The organism is Bifidobacterium sp. UBA6881, from assembly GCA_002451435.1.
GTDB lineage: Bacteria > Actinomycetota > Actinomycetes > Actinomycetales > Bifidobacteriaceae > Bifidobacterium.
In genome coordinates this window covers 1-4,288 of the sequence record DKCF01000088.1, presented here as the reverse complement: position 1 = coordinate 4,288, position 4,288 = coordinate 1, and the positions used below count along the sequence as shown (strand labels likewise).

4 protein-coding genes are annotated in these 4,288 nt (G+C 62.2%); all 4 read left to right on the top strand.

The features are described 5' to 3' along the window. Nucleotides 1-1,551, top strand: a 1,551-nt coding sequence (locus B3C64_RS06870) for an FtsW/RodA/SpoVE family cell cycle protein (RefSeq protein WP_291534652.1), incomplete at its 5' end; no start/stop codon positions are given. Continuing rightward, complete coding sequence (locus B3C64_RS06865; RefSeq protein WP_291534651.1) at nucleotides 1,544-3,010, top strand: peptidoglycan D,D-transpeptidase FtsI family protein; 1,467 nt, start codon at nucleotides 1,544-1,546, stop codon at nucleotides 3,008-3,010. The genes B3C64_RS06870 and B3C64_RS06865, both read left to right, overlap by 8 nt. Further along, nucleotides 3,007-3,948 carry a serine/threonine-protein kinase gene (locus tag B3C64_RS06860; RefSeq protein ID WP_291534650.1) on the top strand — a complete coding sequence of 314 codons (942 nt, stop codon included), beginning with the start codon at nucleotides 3,007-3,009 and terminating at the stop codon, nucleotides 3,946-3,948. The genes B3C64_RS06865 and B3C64_RS06860 overlap by 4 nt, the downstream gene beginning before the upstream one ends. Next, nucleotides 3,948-4,288, top strand: a 341-nt coding sequence (locus B3C64_RS06855) for a protein kinase domain-containing protein (RefSeq protein WP_291534649.1), incomplete at its 3' end; no start/stop codon positions are given. The genes B3C64_RS06860 and B3C64_RS06855, both read left to right, overlap by 1 nt.

Here is a 4,288-nt window from a genome sequence, read left to right as displayed (position 1 = left end):
AAACAACTGGCGCTGCTGGCGTTCACGATGCTGCTGTGCGCCATGGCGTTCTTCCAGATGTTCGAACGCACCACCGGCGGCTTTCCGGAACAGTATCTGTGGATGCTCGCCTTCATCGGCGCGTTGTATCTGGCCGGTTGGGGCCTGTTGCTGCGTTTCCAACCGTATGCGAACCAGTCGATTCTGTGCTGCGTGATGCTGCTGACCGGCATCGGCGTGATGATGATCGCGCGCATCGACCAGGACACGCACACTTCGGCCGGATTGAAGCAGATGCTGTGGCTGGCGATCGCGCTGGGCGTCTCGAACCTGCTGGTGATCTTCATGAAGGACTACCGCGTGCTGAGACGGTTCTCCTACGTCAGCATGGTGATCGGCATCGCGTTGCTGCTGTCTCCGATGCTGCCCGGTCTGGGTTCCGAGCAATACGGCGCGCGCATCTGGGTGAAGATCCCCGGATTGGGTTCGTTCCAGCCGGGTGAGTTCGCCAAGCTGTTCCTGGCGTTCTTCTTCGCCTCCTATCTGTTCGACCACCGCGACCAGCTCGCGGTCGGCGGCAAAAAGGTGCTCGGATTCCAACTTCCGCGCATCAAGGATCTGGGGCCGATCATCGTGGTGTGGATCGTGTCGATGGGCGTGCTCGTCGTGCAGCACGATCTGGGCACCTCGCTGATGTTCTTCGCGATGTTCGTCTCCATGCTGTATGTCGCCACGGGACGCAAAAGCTGGATTTTCATCGGTTTCATCGCGTTCGCCGTGGGCGCCGTGGCGGCGGCGAACATCTTCAGCCACGTGGGCGCGCGCGTCGACGCATGGCTGCATCCTTTCGATTCCTCGCAGTACAACAAGGAATACGGCGGTTCCTACCAGCTGGTCACCGGCATTTTCGGACTGGCCTCCGGAGGCTTGATGGGCAACGGCCTGGGCCAGGGCCATCCTTCGATCACACCGATCGCGAATTCCGATTACATCTACGCGGCCGTGGGCGAGGAATTGGGATTGACCGGCCTGATGGCGATCCTGATGTTCTATCTGCTCATCATCGCGGCCGGCATGATCACCGCCATGAAGATCAAGGACGGCTTCGGCAAGCTGCTCGCCTCGGGTCTGGTGTTCACGATGGCGTTCCAGGTGTTCACCGTGGTCGGCGGCATCACGCTGGTCATTCCGCTCACCGGCCTGACCTTGCCGTATATGGCGGCCGGCGGTTCGTCGCTGATCGCGAACTATCTGCTGGCGACCATCCTGCTGGTGATCTCGAATTCCGCGAACAAGCCGGAGTCCGAAGTGGACAGCGACACGTTCCAGTACGAGGCTGCGCAGGCTCTGCGCGCGCGCGAGCAGGCCAGGGAACGCAAAACCGAGCTGATCAACGCCACACAGGCAAGCCAGGCCACCCAAGCCATCCGGCTTTCCCCGACCGACCATGTCGAGGGCGACGCCCAGCCCGACCAGCCCACCCAGGCATTCGAGGCCATCCAGCAGGCGGAATCGTCGGTCCAGCCGCAACACTCCCGCCATGCGCGTCACACAGGAGGCCGGCATGAATAAATCACTCCGCCAATTGTTCACCATCGTCGTCATCCTGTTCGTCATCCTGGGCATGTCGACCACGATGATCAGCGCGGTGCGGGCCAATGAGCTCAACAACGATCCACGCAACACGCGCGCGCTGTACCACGAATACGGCGCGCCCCGTGGTTCGATCCTCGCGTCGGACGGCACGGTGATGGCGAAATCCGACCCGTCGAACGACGCGTTCTCCTATCAGCGTTCCTATGCGAACGGATCGCTATACGCGCCGGTCACCGGATTCTTCTCGGTCAGTCAGCGCGCGTGGACCGGCGTCGAGGCTTCGCGCAGCTCCCTGTTGTCCGGCCAATCGGAACAGCTGATCTGGCAGCGGTTCAAGTCGTTGTTCACCGGCCAGACGAACAAGGGCGCCAACATCGAAACGTCCATCGATCCGAAGATCCAGCAGGCGGCATACGACAGCCTGGGATCCATGGACGGCGCGGCGGTGGCCATCGAACCCAAAACCGGCCGCATCCTCGCCATGGTGAGCACGCCGAGCTATGACCCGAACCTGCTTGCCGGGCACAACACCAGCGAGGCGAACCAGAACTACTCCAACCTGTCGCAGGACGCGACGAACCCGATGCTCAACCGCGCCACGTCGCAGCTGTATCCGCCGGGATCGACGTTCAAAACCGTCGTCGCGGCGACCGCGTTGGAAACCGGCCAGTACCAGCCGGACACGGAGATTCCCGCCGGCGCGAGCTACACCCTTCCGGGAACGCAGACGCAATTGACGAATGTCGTGTCCCAGGCGAACGGCACCGACAACAAAATCTCGTTCGAGGACGCCCTGGCCTATTCGTCGAACACCGCGTTCGCCCAGCTGGGCGTGGCGCTGGGTGACGACAAGGTCTCCTCGATGGCCAAGAAGCTCGGATTCGACAGCCCCATCACCGTCGACGGCACCAATTCCACCGGCACGCCGTGGGTGTCGGTGACGTCGAAGTTCCCGACCGACGCCGGCGACGACAAGCTCGCCCTGGCGTCCATCGGCCAAGGCGACACCGTGGTGACGCCGTTGCAGAACGCGCTGGTCGCCGCGACCATCGCGAACGGCGGCAAGGTCATGCAGCCGACGTTGGTCGACCGCGTGCGGTCCTCCGACCTGTCGGTCATCTCGCAGACCAGGCCTTCGGTGAAATCACGCGCGTTCAGCGAGGACACCGCGAACAAGCTCACGCAGATGATGGAGGCCGTGGTCACCAAGGAAAGCACGAATCTTGCGATCGACGGCGTGAAGGTCGCCGCGAAAACCGGCACCGCGCAGATCGGCGAGAACAACTCGTCCATCGACGGCTGGGTGATCGGATTCGCCCCGGCCGACGATCCGAAGATCGCCGTCGCCGTTGTGGTGCACAACGTCGACGTCTACGGCTCATATGCGGCCGGACCGATTATGAAGGCCATGATGCAGGAGGCGCTGGCAGAATGAAACTGATTGAAGGACAGCTCATCCACCAGCGTTACCGGCTGGACTCCCGCCTCGCGCAGGGCGGCATGGGTGAGGTATGGAAAGGCTACGACATCCAGTTGGGACGTCCCGTGGCCATCAAGGCGTTGCGCGGGGACCTGGGCGCCACCCAGGAGGCCAAGCTGCTTCGGCTGCGCGCGGAGGCGCATAATTCCGCCAATCTCGCGCATCCCAACATCGCCGCGTTGTTCGAATACTACGAACACGACGGCATCGGATTCCTCATCATGGAATACGTGCCCAGCAAATCGTTGGCGGATCTGTTCCACGAGCTGAACGGCCCGATGGATCCGATCAAGCTGCTGCCGATCCTCATCCAGACCGCCCGTGGACTGTTCGTCGCGCATTCGCACGGCGTGATCCATCGCGACGTGAAGCCCGCGAACATCATGGTGTCCGACACCGGTGAGGTGAAGATCACCGATTTCGGCGTATCGTACTCCACCAACCAAGAGCAGATCACGCAGGATGGCATGGTCGTGGGCACCGCGCAGTACATTTCTCCGGAGCAGGCGCAAGGCAAGCAGGCCACGCCGCAATCCGACATCTATTCGCTGGGCGTCGTCGCATACGAAGGACTCTGCGGGCATCGCCCGTTCACCGGCGCCACTCCCGTCGACATCGCCGCCGCGCATGTGAACAATCCGGTTCCGCCGTTGCCGAACACCGTCGACGTGCAGCTGCGCGAATTCGTCATGTCGATGTTGGCGAAGGATCCGCTCGACCGTCCGAAGGACGCGCTGACGGTATCCCGCACGCTGTCGCGCATCGAACGCCGTCTGCTCGACCAGCAAACGCAGCTGGCCGACACCATGGTCGTGACGGCGGGCGGAAGGATGCCCCGCCGCGTGGTCAGCAAACCGCATATCTCTTTGAGCACTGATTGGAAGGAACAGTGATGAACATCAACATGCCCACTTCTTTGGCTGGTGGACGCTACCAGCTCGGCCAGCTGATTGGCCGCGGCGGCATGGCCGAGGTGCATGTTGCGACGGATACCCGTCTGGGGCGCACCGTGGCCGTCAAGATCATGCGCGCCGATTTCGCGAACGACCATATCTTCCTTGAGCGTTTCCGCCGCGAAGCCCATTCCGTGGCGCAGATGAACAATCCGAACATCGTGAACATCTACGATTCGGGCGAAGAAGTCGTCACCACCGAAACCGGTCAGAGCGAGCATCTGCCGTATCTGGTCATGGAATACGTCAAGGGACAGACGCTGCGCGACATCCTCAAGGC

What these genes read in the sequence shown, in the direction of transcription:
- B3C64_RS06865 (WP_291534651.1), top strand. Translation starts at nt 1,544, where the DNA reads ATGAATAAATCACTCCGCCAATTGTTCACCATCGTCGTCATCCTGTTC.
- B3C64_RS06860 (WP_291534650.1), top strand. Translation starts at nt 3,007, where the DNA reads ATGAAACTGATTGAAGGACAGCTCATCCACCAGCGTTACCGGCTGGAC.